General features: G+C 36.5%; 12 protein-coding genes. 3 read left to right on the top strand and 9 right to left on the bottom strand.

Annotation, left to right across the window (positions count from 1 at the left end):
- Window positions 1–357: 357 nt before the first annotated feature.
- Entirely contained in the window at window positions 358–1,575 is a 1,218-nt protein-coding gene (lysA, locus tag FNW21_RS05580) for a diaminopimelate decarboxylase (protein ID WP_144255755.1), read from the top strand.
- A gap of 196 nt (window positions 1,576–1,771) precedes the next feature.
- On the opposite strand, the gene FNW21_RS05575 is transcribed toward lysA, so the two are convergent.
- Genes FNW21_RS05575 through uvrB form a run of 3 tightly spaced genes read right to left on the bottom strand, consistent with a single transcriptional unit; the run spans window position 1,772 to window position 4,382 of the window.
- Window positions 1,772–2,122 carry a DUF5615 family PIN-like protein gene (locus tag FNW21_RS05575; protein ID WP_144255754.1) on the bottom strand — a complete coding sequence of 117 codons (351 nt, stop codon included), beginning with the start codon at window positions 2,120–2,122 and terminating at the stop codon, window positions 1,772–1,774.
- Complete coding sequence (locus FNW21_RS05570; protein WP_262710615.1) at window positions 2,122–2,376, bottom strand: DUF433 domain-containing protein; 255 nt, start codon at window positions 2,374–2,376, stop codon at window positions 2,122–2,124. Before FNW21_RS05570 ends, FNW21_RS05575 begins: the two co-directional genes overlap by 1 nt.
- Before the next feature lie 17 nt (window positions 2,377–2,393).
- Window positions 2,394–4,382, bottom strand: coding sequence for an excinuclease ABC subunit UvrB (uvrB, locus tag FNW21_RS05565; protein ID WP_144255753.1), 1,989 nt, complete (start codon window positions 4,380–4,382; stop codon window positions 2,394–2,396).
- Window positions 4,383–5,107: 725 nt separating this feature from the next.
- Here uvrB and FNW21_RS05560 point away from each other — a divergent pair.
- Window positions 5,108–10,552 (top strand): LamG-like jellyroll fold domain-containing protein, encoded by a 5,445-nt coding sequence (locus FNW21_RS05560; protein WP_144255752.1) that lies wholly within the window; start codon window positions 5,108–5,110, stop codon window positions 10,550–10,552.
- Window positions 10,553–10,955: 403 nt separating this feature from the next.
- Here the strand turns inward: FNW21_RS05560 and FNW21_RS05550 are convergent, their stop codons facing one another.
- The 6 genes from FNW21_RS05550 to FNW21_RS05520 all read right to left on the bottom strand — a co-directional run bounded on the left by FNW21_RS05550 (window position 10,956) and on the right by FNW21_RS05520 (window position 15,176).
- Window positions 10,956–11,255, bottom strand: a complete 300-nt coding sequence (locus FNW21_RS05550; protein WP_144255750.1) for a helix-turn-helix domain-containing protein — start codon at window positions 11,253–11,255, stop codon at window positions 10,956–10,958.
- On the bottom strand, window positions 11,255–11,596 hold the full coding sequence (locus FNW21_RS05545; RefSeq protein WP_144255749.1) for a type II toxin-antitoxin system RelE/ParE family toxin: 342 nt from the start codon (window positions 11,594–11,596) through the stop codon (window positions 11,255–11,257). Before FNW21_RS05545 ends, FNW21_RS05550 begins: the two co-directional genes overlap by 1 nt.
- Window positions 11,597–12,212: 616 nt before the next feature.
- On the bottom strand, window positions 12,213–12,572 hold the full coding sequence (locus FNW21_RS05535; RefSeq protein ID WP_144255748.1) for a helix-turn-helix domain-containing protein: 360 nt from the start codon (window positions 12,570–12,572) through the stop codon (window positions 12,213–12,215).
- 807 nt (window positions 12,573–13,379) lie between these two features.
- A complete protein-coding gene (locus FNW21_RS05530) occupies window positions 13,380–13,877 on the bottom strand; it encodes a DUF3368 domain-containing protein (protein WP_144255747.1) in 498 nt (165 codons plus the stop codon).
- On the bottom strand, window positions 13,855–14,103 hold the full coding sequence (locus FNW21_RS05525; protein ID WP_144255746.1) for a UPF0175 family protein: 249 nt from the start codon (window positions 14,101–14,103) through the stop codon (window positions 13,855–13,857). The genes FNW21_RS05530 and FNW21_RS05525 overlap by 23 nt, the downstream gene beginning before the upstream one ends.
- A gap of 575 nt (window positions 14,104–14,678) precedes the next feature.
- Window positions 14,679–15,176, bottom strand: coding sequence for a hypothetical protein (locus FNW21_RS05520; RefSeq protein ID WP_144255745.1), 498 nt, complete (start codon window positions 15,174–15,176; stop codon window positions 14,679–14,681).
- 869 nt (window positions 15,177–16,045) lie between these two features.
- Between FNW21_RS05520 and FNW21_RS05515 the strand changes: the two genes are divergently transcribed.
- Window positions 16,046–19,944, top strand: a 3,899-nt coding sequence (locus FNW21_RS05515) for a M14 family zinc carboxypeptidase (RefSeq protein ID WP_262710614.1), incomplete at its 3' end; no start/stop codon positions are given.

Here is a 19,944-nt window from a genome sequence, read left to right as displayed (position 1 = left end):
TAAATAATACCAAACACTCTTGCAATATAGTCCAATCCTATTTTTGTCACATCGAGCCTTTCGACTTCGCTCGAGACAGCCAAAAGTCGAGATGCTCAAATGGTTTGCGACTGCGCTCGAACATACAAAATGGACTCTCATACATAAATTATTGGTATGACTTTTAGAAATCCACTCAATTCGTGGTAGAACTTCTATTTTTAATAAAAAGTTGCTTTTTGCTATATTTCACGTTAAAAAAACACAAAAACAATTTAAATATTTATTTTTTAAACATTTTGTTATATTTTGTTAAAAAGATATTTTTATTTGTTTCTCTTGATAAAGAACAATAAATTTGTTGAAAATTAATTCAAAATGCAAGGAAAAGATTTATTACAATTAGCCGAAAAATTTGGAAGTCCATTATACGTTTATGATGCCGAAAAAATCCAATCTCAATATACCCGATTAACCAAAGCTTTTTCTAAAGTTGACAATCTACGCATCAATTATGCGATGAAGGCATTGTCTAACATTGCTATCCTTCAATTGTTGAAAGAGATGGGATCTGGTCTAGATACCGTTTCTATTCAAGAAGTTTTATTAGGTCTTCATGCAGGGTATGCACCCGAAAAAATATTTTTTACCCCAAACGGTGTTTCTTTAGAGGAAATCGAAGAGGTTTCGGAGATGGGTGTTCAAATTAATATTGATAATTTATCGATACTAGAGCAATTTGGTGCAAAACATCCTAATGTTCCGGTTTGCATCCGCATAAATCCTCACGTGATGGCAGGTGGAAATGCTAACATTTCGGTTGGTCATATTGATAGTAAATTTGGTATTTCGGTCCATCAATTGCCGCATTTGGTGCGTATTGTTGAGAATACGAAAATGAATATTGTTGGGATTCACATGCACACTGGGTCGGATATTTTAGACATTGAAGTATTTTTATATGCTGCCGAAATCTTATTTGATGCTGCAAAAAACTTCAAAAATTTAGAATTTTTAGATTTTGGAAGCGGTTTCAAAGTGCCGTATAGAAAAGACGATATCGAAACGAATATCGAAGAATTAGGAAAAAAACTTTCTAAAAGATTCAATGCTTTTTGTGCTGAATATGGCAAGGAATTGACATTGATTTTTGAACCAGGAAAATTTTTGGTTAGTGAAGCAGGATTCTTTTTGGCAAAAGTAAATGTTGTCAAACAAACTACTTCTACCGTTTTTGCTGGAGTTGATAGTGGTTTTAATCATTTAATTCGTCCCATGTTATATGGCTCACAACATTATATAGAGAACATTTCTAACCCAAAAGGGAAAGAGCGTTTTTACTCCGTGGTGGGATATATTTGTGAAACAGATACGTTTGCAACCAACAGAAGAATTTCGGAAATTAAAGAAGGAGATATTTTGTCCTTCCGTAATGCAGGAGCGTATTGTTTCTCTATGTCGTCTAATTATAACTCGCGCTACAAACCCGCCGAAGTGCTTTGGTGGAAAGGCGAAGGGCATTTGATTCGGGCACATGAAAAATTCGAAGATTTACTTCAAAATCAGATTCCGTTGCCAGTTGAGGCAGTCGTATAAAAATAAATCCCATTTCATATCTATTTTGAAATGGGATTTTTTTGTTTTGGCTGACTGGAAAGTATTTATAGTATTAGCTGTTCGCTAAACGGACTCCTAATGCACGAATCGCCTTCAGATCAAACAAATTAGGCAAACTTTCACTGATTTTATAATATCGTTTTATAGTTTAAATTCGTGTGATTCGTGTACTATGTTAGGGCGTTATAATTCTAACATTTTCATTAGTTACAACAACAAAATTGTTTTCTAATTTATCTGGATAATTGGATAATAATTTAGTCAAAACAACTATTTTTTGTTTGAAATTATTAGGTGCGAATCGTATTAATATTATTCCTTTGTGTAGTTTTTTATTTTTAAAAATCATTTCTCCAAAATCTTTATCAGAGGTAATTAGAATATAATTTTCAGCATAACTTTTGGCTAACAATTCATCATCAGATGCACCTCTTGATTCCTCAAATACCGAAAACACAGTATGGTTTTTTGATTTTAAGAATGTTGCAACAGTAGTTCCTACACATTCATCCACCAAGAAACGCATTAGGAAGCCATTTTATCTAAATCAAAAGTGGTGGTTTTTTCTAAAATATTTTCGGCATATTGCAAACAAGCCAAAATTTGCTGTTTTTCTAATCCCTTATATTCAGTTAAAATTTCTGGTATACTAATATCTTGAGAGAGTAAAGAAAGAATGTGCTCAACAGTAATTCTTGTGCCTTTTATTACAGGTTTTCCAGCCATTATTTTAGCGTTTATTTCTATAAATTCGATGATTTCTGTATCTTTAAGTAACAAATTTACAAAAAAAGTTGCTATATCTTTTCCTGCAATGCCTTAATTTCGTCTCGCAACTTGGCGGCTTGCATAAAATCTAGCTCTTTGGCGGCTTTCTCCATCGCTTTTCGTTTTTCGCGAATGCGTTTTTCGATTTCTGGTTTTGCTAAATATTCCGTTATGGGTTCCGCAGCGGTGTTTAAAGTGTGCCCTAATTCGTATTCGACCAAAGGATTTTTGGTAAAAGCGCTTTCTATTTTTTTGTTCAAAGCAACAGGAACTTGGTTGTTTTGGGTATTGTAATTGATTTGCTTGGTTCGGCGGTAATTGGTTTCGTCAATGGTTTTTTGCATACTTGCCGTAATTTTGTCAGCATACATAATGGCTTTTCCGTTGAGATTTCTGGCCGCACGACCTATGGTTTGAGTCAGTGACCGATGGCTTCGCAAGAATCCTTCCTTGTCAGCATCAAGAATAGCAACCAACGAAACTTCAGGTAAATCCAATCCTTCTCGTAATAAATTCACACCAATTAGGACATCAAAAATTCCTTTTCGCAAATCCTGCATGATTTCAATGCGTTCTAAAGTGTCCACATCCGAATGTATATAACGGCAACGAATGCCTACTTTATCTAAATATTTAGCCAATTCCTCGGCCATTCTTTTGGTTAAAGTGGTAACCAAAACACGCTCGTCCATTTCGGCTCGGGTTTGGATTTCTTCAATTAAATCATCAATTTGGTTCAAGCTCGGCCGAATTTCGATAATTGGATCCAATAATCCCGTGGGACGAATCACTTGTTCAATATAGACGCCGTCGCATTTTTGCAATTCGTAATCAGCCGGTGTTGCCGAAACGTAAATGACTTGATTTTGCATCGCCTCAAATTCATCAAATTTCAACGGGCGGTTGTCCATTGCGGCAGGAAGTCGGAAACCGTATTCCACCAAATTTTCTTTTCGACTGCGGTCGCCACCATACATAGCGTGGACTTGCGAGAGTGTGACGTGGCTTTCGTCAACGACCATTAAATAATCGTTGGGGAAATAATCCAATAAACAAAACGGTCTTGTACCTGCTTCTCGCCCGTCAAGGTAACGGGAATAATTTTCGATTCCAGAGCAATAGCCCAATTCCCGAATCATTTCCAAATCAAAATTAGTGCGTTCTTCCAGCCTTTTGGCTTCGAGATGTTTGCCAGTTTCCTTGAAATAATCCACTTGTTTGACCAAATCTTGCTGGATTTCCCAAATGGCATTTTGCAACACATCAGGCGAAGTCACAAACATATTGGCGGGATAAATAGTGAGTTTTTCAAAACGTTCGATAACTTTGGATGTTTTTAAATCAAAGCTTTCGATTTCTTCTATTTCGTCACCAAAAAAATGGATTCTGTAGGCATCATCGGCATAACTGGGATAGACTTCAAGCGTGTCGCCTTTGATGCGGAAATTGCCGGGAGTAAATTCCGCTTCGGTTCTGGAATACAAACTTTGCACCAAACTATGCAGTAATTTGGTACGAGAAATAATTTGATCTTTCTCTATGGCAATCACATTTTTTTGAAATTCTACGGGGTTTCCAATACCATATATGCACGAAACCGAGGCTACCACAATAATATCCCGTCGCCCAGAAAGTAGGGACGATGTGGTGCTTAAGCGCATTTTTTCTAACTCCTCATTGATGGATAAATCCTTCTCGATAAACACACCCGAAACAGGCATAAAAGCCTCGGGCTGGTAATAATCATAGTAGGAAACAAAATATTCTACGGCATTGTTGGGAAAAAACTGCTTAAATTCCGAGTACAATTGCGCCGCCAAAGTTTTGTTGTGTGCCAAAATCAAAGTGGGTTTTTGGACTTCTTGAATCACATTGGCCACCGTAAAGGTTTTTCCAGAACCCGTAACTCCCAACAACGTTTGGTATTGCTCGCCTGTTGTGATGCCTTGTGCTAATTTAGCAATGGCTTGGGGTTGGTCGCCTTTGGGCTGGTAATCAGATACTACTTGGAATTTCATTTAACGTTTTTCAGAAGCACAAAGTTATACCATTTAACCGTAAAATTTACTGTGAAGAAAATTAAGATTTTTTTCTTTAATCCGAAAAGAAAAATCTAGCATAGCATCGCAACGGTATCTTTTTATTTTGAAAAGAAAAGAAAAAAAGAACATTTTATTGCGGTAAATTCTATGGGTAAATAGTCTTACAAAGGAAATCCTGAAAAGTGAGTTTAGAAAATGATACAATTTAAGGATTGATAGTCTTTGGCTTTGTGGGTATGATTGTAAGTAATGCGTTTTTTTTGTAAAGAAAGCGGGGATTCACAATTGTGTATTGTTGTGTTTCCTGTTTTTTATACTCTTTCTTCGAAATGGTAAAAAAATCAGTATCAAAATTTAGTTTTTCTTTTCAATAATGTAATTAATTGTATTTTTTACATATTCAACTAGTAACTATTACTTCACATTATTTGTGTAAATATCCAGTTCAAAAAATACCTATTTTATTTACAAAAAATAAACAAAAAACAAAAAGACAACTTTTTAACGGTAAAAACCGTATTTAGTCGATAAAAATTTGTTTTTTACCCATATAATATAGTATATTTGTACATTAAATTCGCCTCTATAAATACTGTAATATCCTGATCGTAAGTCGTAAAACATAAAAAAAACTTACCCAACAAAAAACACTATATCAAGAAACGATTTTACATAACGAATAGCTTTAACCTTGGAACAATATGAGAAATTTTACTCTTTTTACTAAAATACTGCTGACCCTTTCTTTTTTATTACTAACTGCGTTTGGGTTTGGGCAATCTCAAACTTATGCAGGTACTGGCACATTCGTAGTTCCTACTGGAGTAACCTCCTTAACTGTAGAAGCTTGGGGTGCTGGTGGTCGAGGTAGTTCAAGAAATAATGGAACAAGTGGTGCTGGTGGTGGTGGTGGTGCTTATGCACAAAAAATCATAGCCGTTACTGCGGGTACCAACTATACGGTTACTGTCGGTACTGGGAGTACTTCAACTGCCGCTGGAGGTGACTCTTGGTTTGGGACAGCAACAACAGTACTAGCTAAAGGAGGTAGTAGTGCTGCAGATAATAGTTTAGTAGGGGGCACTGGTGGTTCAGCAGCAGCGAGTATTGGAACGTTTACTAATTCGGGAGGTGCAGGAGCGACTGTAGTAGTATCGACATTTGGTGGTGGAGGTGGTTCTTCTGGTGGTACTTCTTCTACTACTGGAACTGGAACCACAGCATTAACAGCAACTGGAGCTATAGCACCTACTGGAGGTGGTAATGGTGGTAACGGTAAAGCTGGTGGATCCAACGGAAGTGGTGTAGTAGGCGTTATTCCTGGCGGCGGCGGCGGCGGTTGTTACAGAGTTAGTGGTACCCAAATAGGTGGAGCTGGAGCAAATGGATGGGTAAAAATATCTTGGACTGCACCACAGCTTTATACTTTATTCTATGAAGACTTTGATGCTGGTAGTAATGGCTGGACCGATCAGACGGCAACAAATGTTAATGGCTCATGGCTTTTAACCACAGCATTTCCATCATTAACAATCAACGAAATTGGAGAAAATTCTTTTTGGAGAATCAATAATTACAATGATTACGCAAACAATGCGACTATTGAAATAATTAGTAAAGAATATGATTTTACTGGATTTCAAAACCTATCATTCGATATAGACATAAGACGAGATACTGAAAAAGATGTTGATGGAATGCGTATTTTGTATTCTATAAACAACGCAGCATACTTACAACTAGGAGCAAATGGAACTGGAGACAATTGGTATAACTCTACAACAGTTAGTGCATTAGGGTCAAATGGCTGGAGCGACAACAATGTTGACACAACAAATCCACTAGGTTTCGGACCCGCAAATAGATTTTTTAGAGCATCAACTCCATTAAATGATGCCGTTTTTAAGAATCAATCCAAAGTGCGGTTTAAAATACAATTTAAGTCAAATAACTCTAATACTGATGATGGAGTTGCATTTGATAATGTTTCCGTAAAAGGAGAACCAATTGTAGCTATTGTGGCATCGCCTGTAGCACCCGCTAAAGTAAACCAAAACTTAAGTTTATGGTTCAAAACCAATGCAGGAATTGCAGTAACTGACGGTACTGCTTTAACAACATGGGATGACCAAGCCTATGACACTACAAGAAGTGATTTGGTTAACCAAGAAAGCGTCAAAGCATTAGCTACTGACGCTCCTACTTATCGAGATAATGCCACCAAAAATATCAACTTTAACCCTGTAGCTGATTTTAGTCTAACAACTGTAGATTACATGAAAGGAAAAGGGGGATTGTATTCTCAAGATTACTTTGTAGTCGTTTATTCAAATGATGTAGTCGATAATAGTACAGGAGCAAATGGAAGACAAATTCCTTTGGGTGGAAAAACTTCTCACGATCAATTTCACGAAGACCCTACAGGTTTAGGTCTAGGTGCTACCTCATCTAGATATACAGATGAAGTTATCTCTCATGCAATAGGGAGCTTTGCTGGAGCAAATGCTACTGACGCAATACCAGGCACAGACTCTTACGGTAGAGCCTATACCTCAACAACACAATCATTCAGCGAGCCTTTAATCATTAATGTAAAAAATAATAGTACCAGTACGCAAACTGAAATTTATAAAAATGGTATTAAAATAGATAATACAACAGCAAAAACGGGTACAGGTGGAGACGTTACCCCACTAAACTTTAGCGACTATTACGACCTTCCTTTTTATCTAGGAACTGGACGAAGCGGAATTAGTGGTAGAACAAATTCATGTCTAAACGGAAGACTTTCAGAGGTTGTGGTATATACAGCTCCCAACAGTGCGCTTAACCAGCAAAAAATTCAAAGTTATTTAGGCTTAAAATACGGTATAACACTACATGCAACTACGGGTTCACTAGCAACTACTAGACTCAATGATGTTAATTATATAGATTCGGCAGGAAATATTATATGGGATACTGCAGCTAATTCTGGTTTTGATTATGATATTACAGGAATCGGTAAAGACGATGATTCACAACTCAACCAAAAGCAGTCAAAAAGTGTTAACCCACATACTAGTACCGCATTTGATGATGACATAACCATTGGATTAACCGATATAGCTACAACCAATAATTTAAACACGAATACATTTGGTATCAATAAAAACTTTTTGTGTTGGGGTAATAATGATGGCAGTTTAAACGCACAACCCGCAGTTACCGTAAACATAAGCTCTGGTATTACTAGTCCTTCAGCACTAACAACTAATGTTGATTTTATTTCCATTGGTAGAACATGGAAAGTAGTAGAAACTGGCGGAAATATGCCCGCAACCAAGGTATCCATCCCAACCACTATGTTGACCAATACCATTACTCCTCCTGGAGATTTCTTGATGTTTATTTCGACTACCCCAACCTTTAGCCCAACAGCTGATTATCGTGTTATGACAGTAAACGGGTCAAACCTAGAAACTACTTATGATTTTGACGGTACTAAATACATTACTTTTGGCTATGCCCCAGAACGAACCTTTGTTCGCTGTATTAACTTTGATGGTACAAACGATTATTTAGATGCAGGTAAGGTTTTGGATTTAAACACCTCTTTTACAGTTTCGGCATGGATCAATAGAGATGCTACAACGCTTGACAAAAGCATCTTGTCCAAAAAAGATGCTGCTTTTACCTCGGGTTATGATTTTAAAATAAACAGCACGGGTAAAGTTGAAATGAGCTGGAAAAACGGAACCACTCAAACCATAACTTCTAACGCAACAATTCCGTCAGGAATATGGCATAATGTTGGAGTAATTTATGATGGTACCAATGCTAAATTATATATTGATGGCGTTCTGGACAAAACGGTTGCATTAAGCAATGTACTTGCAGCCAGTACCCAATCCTTTTTAATTGGTGCTGCTGATGGCCTTTCAACTGCTACAACAGCTTTTTTCAAAGGGTCTATAGATGAAGTTCGTGTTTGGAAAGTAGCCCTAACCGAAGCACAATTTCGATATGTTATGAATCAAGAAATTTTGAAAAACAGCACCTTGACTAATGGTGTAACTATACCAAATACCATAACCCTAAATGATATTAGTAGCATTTTATGGACTAATTTGAATGCCTACTACCCTATGTCAACCTATGCGTATACCAATGCCAAAGATGTTTCAGGATATGGCTATACAGCCGCTTTGCGTAATTTGACTACCGTAGACAGACAAACTGCTCCACTACCTTATGAATCACAAGCCAGCGGTTTATGGCAAACATCAGGAACTTGGCTAAACAATACCGTACAAGATTTACCTAATAGTATGTCTATTGTAACACCATCGGTACCTGTGAATTGGAATATTGTAGTAGCAACACACGACATTACTTCAGAGGGAGACAAAACCGTTTTGGGATTGTATGTAGGGGTTACCCCATTGGGGGTTACCACAGCTAGCAAACTTACCGCAACTACCGCTTCTCCATCTCAAACTACGGGTTCCAAAATAGAAGTGTCGCATTACCTAAAACTAAACGGGAAATTAGACCTTGTAGGTCGTTCCCAACTAGTACAATCATTAGGTAGTGATCTAGAAATAACCAGTTCTGGATCTGTAGAAAGAGACCAACAAGGGCAAAGCAATAAATACAATTACAATTACTGGAGTTCACCTGTAGGAACATTGAGCACTACGGCTAACAATGTAGCGTATACTGTGGGTGGCGTTTTAAAGGACGGTACCACTCCTGCAACTCCTGCAGCAATAACCTGGGTTACAGGAAATGATGGTTCGCCAACAACACCTATTAGTTTAGCAAGCAAATGGATTTTTAAGTTTGATAATGCCATAAACGATTATGCCAATTGGCAACGCATTTACGAAACGGGAACTGTTCCTGTAGGACAAGGATTTACCCTAAAAGGAAGCGGAGCAGCATCGGCCACACAAAACCTAACCTTTGTAGGTAAGCCTAATAACGGTAACATAACCAGTACGGTAGGTGCTGCTCAATTATTGCTCGTAGGCAACCCCTACCCATCAGCTCTGGATGCCAGTGCGTTCATAGCGGATAATGCCACAAGCATAGACACAACAACACCTGCTTCTACGGATGGTGCGTTGTATTTCTGGGAGCATTATGCAGCAAATAATTCGCATAATTTGAGTGCTTATCAGGGTGGCTATGCCGTACGCAATGCTGCTAGTGGTGTGCCTCCAAGTTCTGTAGGAGTCGATTTTATTAATACTTCTGGTGCGACTACACGCTTGGCACCCAACCGATATATTCCTGTAGGGCAAGGATTCTTTGTAATAGGCGATGCAGATGGAGGCACTGTAACCTTCAAAAACAGCCAACGTGCGTTTGTGAAAGAGGACAATGCCGCTTCGCAAATTACCTACCGCATCCCTACAAAACCCAAAGGACTAGACCATTGGACAGATACAACTGATGATATCACCGCAAAAGACACCTACAAACGAGTGCGTTTAGGGTTTAATAATAGAAATGAAATTTTTCACCGTCAAGTGGTCGTGGCCTTCATGGACGAAAGAGCCAATGGCGAAATCAATCCTGGCTATGATGCCGAGAATATAGACGATGTTCCTAATGATATGTTCCTTATCAATAGCGATAAAGAACTAATCATAGAAGGAGAAGGCTACTTTGATGAAACCGCCTCCTACCCAATAGGCGTTCGATCAGATTCCGAGGGGGTTGTTACCTTTATAGTAGATGGGCTAGAAAACTTTGATGCCAACCAACCCGTATTTATATACGATGACGAGACGCAAACCTATCACGACATTAGAACCGAGCCGTATGAAGTAACCCTTCCCGAAGGAGAGAACACGACCCGTTTTGCCCTTCGTTTTACCGACAAAGCATTAGGTCTCTTGGACAACAATCCTGACGACATTAAAGTTAGTTATGCCCGTGCGAGCAGTATCCTGTCTATAAACAACAACATCACGGCTATTACTGTCGAGAAAGTGATTCTTTATAACCTATTAGGGCAATCCTTGGCTACCTACAAAGTAGAAAACCAAGAGCAATCCAACATCAAAATCCCAATCAAAGGTATGCCTGCTGGTGTGTATATCGCCAAAGTAAAAACCTCAAAAGGAGTCTTGAACAAAAAGTTTATTGTAAAATAAGGCTCAATTAAATAGTGTTAAAAAAGCTTTCCAGCAATGGGAAGCTTTTTTTTGGTGGTTACTCTGTCAGGGATGAGAAGGGTGTTTTTTGGCTTTTGGCTTTTGGCTTTTGTTTTTTGACTTTTGTTTTTTGTCTTTTGTTTTTTGTCTTTTGTCTTTTGGCTTTTGACTTTTGTCTTTTGTCTTTTGACTTTTGACTTTGAAAGCAACTTCGCAAAAAAACCTCTTTCTATGACTTGAAAAACTTATTTTAAGCAACTCAATTTTTAAAACCTACAACTTACACCCCAAAAAAAACCTCGTATAAATTGCTTTAAACGAGGTTATTTTTATGGTTTAATGTAACTATTAAATTCTTGGAGGGATTGCACAACAGCTACCCAGTTGTGCGATATAATACTATTTACAAAAATGTTAATCCAATCCTTTTATTAAAACCTAACTCAAAAAGTCTGATTAATGTAGAAAGTTGAATATTTCCTTTTCCGTTTTCAATTCTTGAAATATAACTTTTTTTAGTTCCTGTTTTTTCTGCTAGCTGTACTTGAGTTATTTTGGCTTCTTTTCTGGCATCTTTTAGCATTTCACTTATGATAAACATTTGTGAGTTTTGTTCGTATGTATTTCTGCTTTCAGTTCCAATTTTTCCGTGTTCAACTTCAATAAGTTGATTGAAATTACTTATGTTGTTATCCTTTTTCATTATCCTAATTTTTTGTTTTCAAAATATTCATTTTTTAATTTTATCGCTTTTTCCAATTCATTAATTGGTGTTTTTTGCGTCTTTTTATGTAATCCGTTGAATAAAACGACTAAATTTCCTTTATCAAAACAGCAAAATATTCTATAAATATTCGACTGATATTCAATTCTTATTTCATAAAGTCCCTCTGTTCCTGTCAAATGTTTTAAGAATTTTTCGGGAACTTTTTCAACTTGTTTAACAAGCTCTAAAACATATTTTATTTTCTCTTTTACCTTTTCGTCTTGTTTTTGGTAAAATGCTACAAAATGGTTTTCATAAAAAATTATTTCTCTATTCATTTTACAAAGTTATCTTAAAAGTTAACATTTAACAAATTTTTATCGAATTTTTAGGAAAGTTTCTTTTTAGTAGAATGTTTAAAAAATCATGTAAAACAACAATTGTACAATCATTGTAGTTGCATAATTAACCTACCTGATTTTATCCTGAAAAAGATGTAATATTATTTTTTTGCTTTTTGAAGATGTCCCTTTTGAAATTTGAAAATTTGAAATTTGATTTTCCTCTTTCCGCTTTTATAACATTTTACCACACCCTCAACTCCTCTCCAAAGGAGAGGGGTGCTATTGTAGTACCAAGTGTTTAAAAAAGAATACCACAGATTGTTTTTTGTCTTTTGTTTTTTATAACATTTAACCTCACCCCCACCCCCTCTCCAAAGGAGAGGGGGTGCTATTGTAGTACCATGTGTTTAAAAAAAAAAAATATAGATTGTTTTCTGTCTTTTGAAATATGAAGTTTCTCTTTTGTTTATTGGCTTTTGACTTTTGTTTTTTGTTTTTTGGCTTTTGGCTTTTGGCTTTTGGCTTTTGGCTTTTGGCTTTTGTTTATCAAAAAAAACACCCCTTCCCCAAAAGTGTTATTGGAATTAAACTACTTGATTTTTTTTGGATGCTACATTCGTATTTCTCTATATACCCCAATTTTTATTTCTAATTCTTTGAGTAAAGCCTCTTTTTGTTCCAATAGTTTTTGGAGTGCTGCCGTTTCGGGGGTAGTGTAGCTCACGCCTATTTGTTGCCCTACAATAGCCACGAAATTATAGTGTAAGGCTTGGCTAATTTTGCAAAGAATACCCAACTGTATCGAGGGATTCGTAAGATACCCCCTTACTGTATTGGGCGAAACATCCAGTTGTTTGGCCAGATAAGTTTGGGTAATCTTGTGCTCCTTCATATAAAATTGTATCAGCTGCCCACAATGCGGATAATGGCTCGGGGTGTCAATCAAGTGTTTCTTGCGTCGATCTATCATAACTATCTCTTTTAAAATTAAACCAAATATACTCTTATTTCATCAAAAACGATGTTTATACTATAATAAACAAGTATTATACTATTTTATTATAGTATAAACATTAAATAACCGAGTATTATACTCCAATATATGTAGTATTAAACTATAATTAATTAGGATTAAACTATAATAAAATAGGTTTATACTAATTAATTATAGTTTAAAAATCCTAAATTATAGTTTAAAACTACAATAAACGAGCCTTATACTATAATTATAATTTTACTAACCATAAACAGGAGAACAGTTCGCTAAACGAATTAGCAATTCAATAATAGCACACCAATCAAAAATATTTTCGTTGATTTAAGTAACAATCATTGTATGATGACGTATTTTAAAAATTAGAAAAAATGTGTTAATAGATTGATTTTGAACTATTATTGACAATATTACTTCTTTTGACTTTACGACATTAAAACTTTCGACTTACTTATCATTTCGTCAGATTTTAAAAAACGACATTAAATTGTGCTTATTATTTAGCTTCAGGGTGTTCGCTTTTAAAACAATAGTATATAAAAATAGCCCTCACTACGGAATTGTTTTTTGAGGAAGTATTGGAGAAAAGAAAGGGTAGATTGGACTTTCTTATGTACGATATTAGTGCAAGACGTAAACACTTCTTGAAATTCTCTTTAATAACTTTACGATAACTTCATAGTGTTAACTGCAGGTACTTGGGCTCCGTTCAACACGGGTTTCATTCATGGTGCTATGCACCAAATGAAACCCTAGCTATTAGGTGAAGGTAAATTAGCAGTTTTATTTTTCGTTTGCAAGTTTTAGTGCGTTTTCAATGAAACTATCACTTAACCAAACGTTTTTTGTTCTTAATTCAAAAAGCAAAGGTTTTAGTTCCTTTATATGTCCAAGTTGTTTCGCTTTTAAAAGTATTCCAATTGTTCCTGTAACTTTTAATCCAGTATGTTTAGCGTGAAATCGTCCTAAAGATTCATCAAGAATTAGTAAGTCAGCTTCTTTTTCAGTTGCTAAAACAATTGCTTCGGCTTCTCCCTTATCTAAATCTAAAAAATAGGACAATGACTTTTCATTATTTATTTTTTCGATTTTAATCCAATCGATTTTAGATAAATCGGTATAGAATTCTTTATGCTGCCCTGCTTCGATTTCATTAAATACTTCTTGAGGAATTAAAATTTCTCCGTACAAATCTTTAAATATTTTCAGTTTTCCAATTTTTAAAAGTGAAATAATAGGAGTGGTGTTTGAAACAACTTTAAGCATTTTGTAAATCTTCATTTAAGTCTTCAACATTTAAAAAGCCAACATTATATTTGGCTAATAATTCTAAAAACTCAATTCTAGACAATTGTAAAACTTTCGAGGCAGTTCCAGATGAAATTTTACCCAATTCAAAAAGTTTTACAAGACCAGAAATTTTAATTTCTCGTCCAAATTCGCTTTTATTCATTCGCATGGAGTTTGCCAAATAGTCCGGATATTCTATCGATATGATTTGTGACATCTTTTTATATTTAATATTCCAAATTTACTGAAATTTTTCATTGATTAAGCTTTAAGTTCGTGAATTCTCCATTTTCGTGGCTGCTGTCGCACATTATAAATACAATAGAACAATCCGCTAGATAGTCTAACAATGCAATAATGACACACAGGTAACACCAATCAAAAATATTTTCATTGATTTAAGTAACAATCATTGTATGATGACGTATTTTAAAAATTAGAAAAAATGTTAATAGATTGATTTTGAACTGTTATTGACAATATTGCTTCTTTTGACTTTACGACATTAAAACTTTCGACTTACTTATCATTTCGTCAGATTTTAAAAAACGACATTAAATTGTGCTTATCATTTAGCTTCAAAGTATTCGCTTTTAAAACAATTGTATATAAAAATAGCCCTCACTACGAAATTATTTTTTGAGGAAGTATTGGAGGAAAAGAAAGAGTAGATTGGACTATTCTATAAACAGCTTTGGTATTACCACAAACAAAAAAAAACGAGTACAAAACACAAAAAGTGTGCTGTACTCGTTGAACCATTTTAAAATAAAATAGTAGCTTCAAAAATAATTAAAGCGTTGGCGTGGGAGTTACCGGTGTTGGGGTTGTCGTTGCCGTTTGCGTAAAACGCTCTTTGAGGTGATCTACAATAGCATCGGCACCAGGAACACCCGCATCGGCGGCGGCACCAAAAAGACGGTACAAAGCCAAAGCCGAAACATACGCCTCGCTACCTGCCAAGATTCTAGTGTCTTGAATACGCTCACACAATTGATTTGCAATACCCTCTAATTCGTCTAATTGATTAAAAAGGATGTTGTCGTTTTGCATAGGAGGAACGGACAAATAGGACGGAATAAGTGCTACATTGTTAATTCCCGCATTGATGGCATCTTCAACAAAAGCCTTGTTGTTGACATTCATTTTAGGCAAACTCGAACGCTCGTCGATAGTGAGTCCTATCAAAAAAGGCAAGTTGGTCAAAATGGTTTGAAAAGCCGCTTTTACAGCGGTGATTTGGGCTGCAGTAGCCGTAACATTAATGCGATTGTTGGTTAAATTTGACATAAATAAATAATTAAAGGGTTAAAAATGAATATTGTTAGTTTCAAAGCTACCAATAAAATAGTTTCAAAAACATCACTACAAATGGGTATTTTTCATTTTTTTTCAAAGCACTAAAAAAGTACGCTTTTTATGCTTAAAAACCTGTATTTCAAAACAATAACACACAAAAAAAGTATTTTTTAAATGATAGCTCCTAAAAAACCAATTTTATTTTGCCGCTAGGTTTATTCTTTTCAGATCCGTTTTCCAAGTTTTTTTTCTTCTAGAACTTCGTGACAATTGCAATAACTATCTTGGTGGTGAAACTGGGGTGTTACTTGCTGCCAAAAAGACACAAAGTACAAACAGGATGTTGAATGCAATCGCTAATTGGTGCTACCACAAATTGTGTAGATTTTTATAGAATCACTAAATTAGGATGCCACAAGTTGCGCTAATTTGTACCAAAGAACCATGTCTACAAATGACACAAATCCAATTAAACCTCTTTAGAATTCGTGCTATTAAATTTTGATACTTATTTGTGTTAATTCGTGCCATTCGTGGCTAAATCCTTTACTAAACAAAAAACATCCGTGCTAATCTTTTAAATCCGTTTCGTCCGTAGATAAATTTTATATAATGCTAAATGTTTGGAGTTAAAAGCGAATACCCTACGAATCAAGTCTATTCTCTCGAGCGTATTTTTTCTTGGGGACTTGGTAACTTTGGGGCAATTTTAACGAACCTCAACGGGGCAAAAACAACAGAAATAGCTTTAATTATTTCAAAACAAATGCTTTTCACCGAAAATATATGCGTTTTATCGGTTTTTAGTGTTGTTTTTTTAAAAAATAAATTTTAAATTTGGTGTTCCAAAATTAAATTTTATGAAAAAAATTACCCTTTGTTTGTTACTACTTTTTTTCTCTTCCTCTTTTTTGTTTGCGCAAACTGTAGCCAAACAAGTAGCTACAAAAAAAGTAGCGAATGAAATCTATAGAAAAATCAAGATTAGCAGTCCATCACCCGATTTGATGAATAAATTAGCCAAATGCGGATTAGATTTAGATTGTGGTGCACAATTTGATTCGAACGGGGATTTCTTGATAGAAGTTTCTGAACACGAAGAAGAAAAAATTAAAAAAGTAACTTCGTATCAAGTTGTAATTGATAATTTAGAGCAATTTTACGCCAAAAGAGCGGTAAAAAATCTATCTACTGCTAAATCAAATTTATCACTTTTAAAGATAAAAAAAGCGGCAAGCAAAAATAGTAGCTTAAAAACAACAACATACGGAAACATAACACACCGATTTGAAAGTGCCGAAATAGATTGGGCTGTTCCCTCCCATTACCAACTTGGAGCTTCTTTTGGAGGGTGTTTAACGGTAGACGAGGCAAATGCACAATTAGATTTAATGCATTCTTTGTATCCAAACTTAATTACGGTAAAGGCAAATGCATCCCCTACAAATCAATTAACACTCGAGGGCAGAACAGTATATGTAGTTAAAATTTCAAATTCAGCTATTTCAGGAACCAAACCAGAAACTTTATATACTGGAATGACACACTCAAGAGAAGTTGCTAGTTTGATGAATCTTAACTTTTACATGTGGTATCTTTTAGAAAACTATGCAACCGACCCTGATGTCAAAAATTTAGTTGATAACCATGACCTCTACTTTATACCTATCGTCAATCCTGATGGTTTAGCTTACAATCAAGCGCAATCTCCTGCGGGAGGAGGAATGCAAAGAAAAAATAGAAGAGAAACAGGTACCGCATGTACAACTTATTATGACGGAATCGATTTGAACAGAAACTGGGGAACCTATTGGGGGTATGATGACACAGGATCATCTCCAGATGGGTGCAGTGACACGTATAGAGGCACAGCAGGATTCTCTGAAGCAGAAACAAGTGCTATCAGGGATTTTTTCTTGCTTCATGATATCAAAACATCCGTCAATCACCATGCCTACAAAAACGCTGCACTCCATGGAAGAGCCGCATTTTACAGAACAGACAATATAGAAACAAATGCTGCAGTTCCAACTGGAAGAGAAGATGAATATTACCAGTATTCGCATGATATGACGCAATATAGCAGATATGCCTATGGTTCTAGTCCAAACATTAGCTATTGGAACAATGGTAATTGCAATGACTGGATGTCTGGAGGGTCAGGAAAAACGACTTTGTGTTGGACACCTGAAAATGGGGCATTAAGCGAGTCAACATCTGCTTACTTAAACAATGGTTTTTGGCCAGACCCAGTAAACATTACGGCTATTTCAAAAAGAGCCATGAGAATGAATTTTATAGCTGGATTTTACAGTGGCGTATATGCTAAATTACACGATTTAACTAAATCCGATATAACAACTACAACTGGGTCTTTGAACTTTGGTTTGGAAAGAATGGGACAAACTACAGGTGATTTTACGCTAACAGTTACACCCGTTTCGTCTAACATAACCTCGGTAACAAATGTAGCCACTCAAACTGGAATGACAGTTCTAGAACAACGAAATCTTAATGTGGGCTATGTCCTCAATGCTGGAATTACTGCCAAAGAAAAAATTGTATTCGATGTAACTTTATCTAATGGTACTTATATCATTTATAAAACAAGATTAGAAAAGTACTATAATCCTACCAGTTTATTTACTTCATTAGCAGACCCAACCACACTTGCATTGGCAGGATGGACTGCAGCGGGAACAACATCTTGGGCTATAACTACTACAGATGGTTTTGGAGCAACTGCGGGTATTACTACAAATACCGCAGCTTCTTATGCAAGTGCCATTACAACCGCAAATTTGACACAAACCACAGCAATTTCATTAGCAAGTAAACAACAAGTTGTAATTCAATTTAATTCCAAATGGGATTTAGAAAGAAGTTTTGATTATGTGCAATTACAAGGATCCCCAGATGGTGGTACTACTTGGATTCCAATGAATGGAAAATACACAAAACCGGGAACAACAACAGATGTGACAGATTATTCAACAACGTTAGCGTCAACATCCAAAAGTACTGCTGACAAAGCATTCCAGCCCGATGGGCAACCAATATACGACGGAAATAAATTCGACAAATGGGTTTTAGAAGAGTACTTTATTAATGCTACTGAAAATTCAGGATTATTTAATAAAGCTAGTGTCAAATTTAGATTTATTTTAAGAACTGACTCTAACAATCGTACTCATGGGTACAACACCACTTTCAAAGGATTTAGATTTGATAACTTTAAGGTACTTGAAATAAAATCATCACCACCTGTAGCCATTTGTAAAGATGCTACCCTAACTATAAATAGCGCAGGAACATTAACCGTACTACCTGCCGATGTAAACAATGGTTCAACAGATGATATTGCAATTACAACACTAACGGTTTCACCTAACACTTTTTCTTGCACCGATGTTGGTACAGTTAAAGCAGTAACACTAACCGTAAAAGATGCTGATGGACAAACAAGTACTTGCTCATCTAATGTTACCATTACTGATACGATTGCACCAGTTGCGAATGCTGCTTCGCTAACCACCGTAACCGCTCAATGTAGTGTAGCGTCAATCACTGCACCAACAGCAACCGACAATTGTTCAGGAACCATAACCGGCACAACGACTACTACGTTCCCTATTACAACTCAAGGGACGACTACTGTAGTATGGAAGTATACTGATGCTAAAGGAAATACAAGTACTCAAAATCAAACTGTAACCATTACCGATACTGTTGCGCCTGTGGCCAATGTGGCAACACTAACCACCGTTACCGCTCAATGTAGCGTAGCGTCTATCACTGCGCCAACAGCAACCGACAATTGTTCAGGGACTATTACGGGTACAACCACCACTACGTTCCCTATTACCACTCAAGGTACTACCACTGTAGTCTGGACGTATGCTGATGCTAAAGGAAATACAAGTACTCAAAATCAAACCGTAACCATTACCGATACCGTTGCGCCTGTGGCTAATGCGGCGACACTAACCACCGTAACGGCTCAATGTAGCGTAGTGTCAATCACTGCGCCTACTGCAACCGACAATTGTTCGGGAACCATAACCGGTACAACCACCACCACGTTCCCTATTACAACTCAAGGGACGACTACTGTTACTTGGACATATACTGATGCGAAAGGGAATACTGCTACGCAAAATCAAACCGTAACCATTACTGATACTGTTGCGCCTGTAGCCAATGTGGCAACACTAACTACCGTGACCGCTCAATGTAGCGTAGCTTCAATCACTGCGCCAACAGCAACCGACAATTGTTCAGGAACCATTACTGGTACAACAACCACTACGTTCCCTATTGCAACTCAAGGTACAACTACTGTGATATGGACGTATGCTGATGCTAAAGGAAATACTGCTACGCAAAATCAAACCGTAACCATTACCGATACCGTTGCGCCGGTTGCCAATGCTGCGACACTAACCACTGTAACTGCTCAATGTAGCGTAGCGTCCATCACTGCGCCAACAGCAACCGACAATTGTTCGGGAACCATAACGGGTACAACAACTACTACCTTCCCTATTACAACTCAAGGGACAACTACTGTGATATGGACGTATGCTGATGCTAAAGGAAATACTGCTACGCAAAATCAAACCGTAACCATTACCGATACCGTTGCGCCGGTTGCCAATGCTGCGACACTAACCACCGTAACCGCTCAATGTAGCGTAGCGTCCATCACTGCGCCAACAGCAACCGACAATTGTTCGGGAACCATAACCGGCACAACAAC

This window comes from Flavobacterium restrictum, assembly GCF_007097245.1.
Classification (GTDB): domain Bacteria; phylum Bacteroidota; class Bacteroidia; order Flavobacteriales; family Flavobacteriaceae; genus Flavobacterium; species Flavobacterium restrictum.
The sequence above is the reverse complement of the archived record's forward strand: the minus strand, read 5'-3'. Positions and strand labels throughout refer to the sequence as shown.